Annotated in this window: 1 protein-coding gene; it reads left to right on the forward strand. The window is 65.4% G+C overall.

The genetic code is table 11. The annotated features are described in order from the left end of the window. Positions 1 to 540: condensation domain-containing protein (locus NLI84_RS18805; protein ID WP_255992362.1), on the forward strand; the 540-nt coding region annotated here is incomplete at both ends.

Genomic DNA, 540 nt, shown 5'->3' on the forward strand with positions numbered 1-540 from the left:
GGCGGCGCTGGAACTGCCCACCGACCGGCCTCGGCCGGCAGTGCAGACCTTCAACGGCCAGGTGCTGACCCGTGCGCTGGGAACCGCCTTGTCGGGCCGCATCGATAGCTTGAGCCAGCAGTGGGGCGTGACGCCCTTCATGACGTTGTTTGCCGCCTTCAACGTGCTGCTCGGGCGCCATGCCAACCAGCATGATCTCGTGATCGGCACGCCGATCGCGAACCGCACCCACGCCGAGACCGAGCCGCTGATCGGGCTGTTCATCAATACCCTGGCGCTGCGTACCGATCTGGCGGGCGACCCGACCTTCAGTGCGCTGGTGGCGCAGGTGAAGACGAATACCCTGGCCGCCTATGCCCATCAGGATCTGCCGTTCGAGAAGGTGGTGGAAACGCTGAACGTGCCGCGCGATCTGAGCCGTGCGCCGGTGTTCCAGGTGATGTTCACCTTGCAGAACACCGGGTTGCCCGAGTTCGTGCTGCCGGGTGTAACGGTAGAGATGCTGCCGCTGCAGGCCGCGTCGGCCAAGTTCGAGCTGAC

The organism is Chitinolyticbacter albus, from assembly GCF_024437655.1.
GTDB lineage: Bacteria > Pseudomonadota > Gammaproteobacteria > Burkholderiales > Chitinibacteraceae > Chitinolyticbacter > Chitinolyticbacter albus.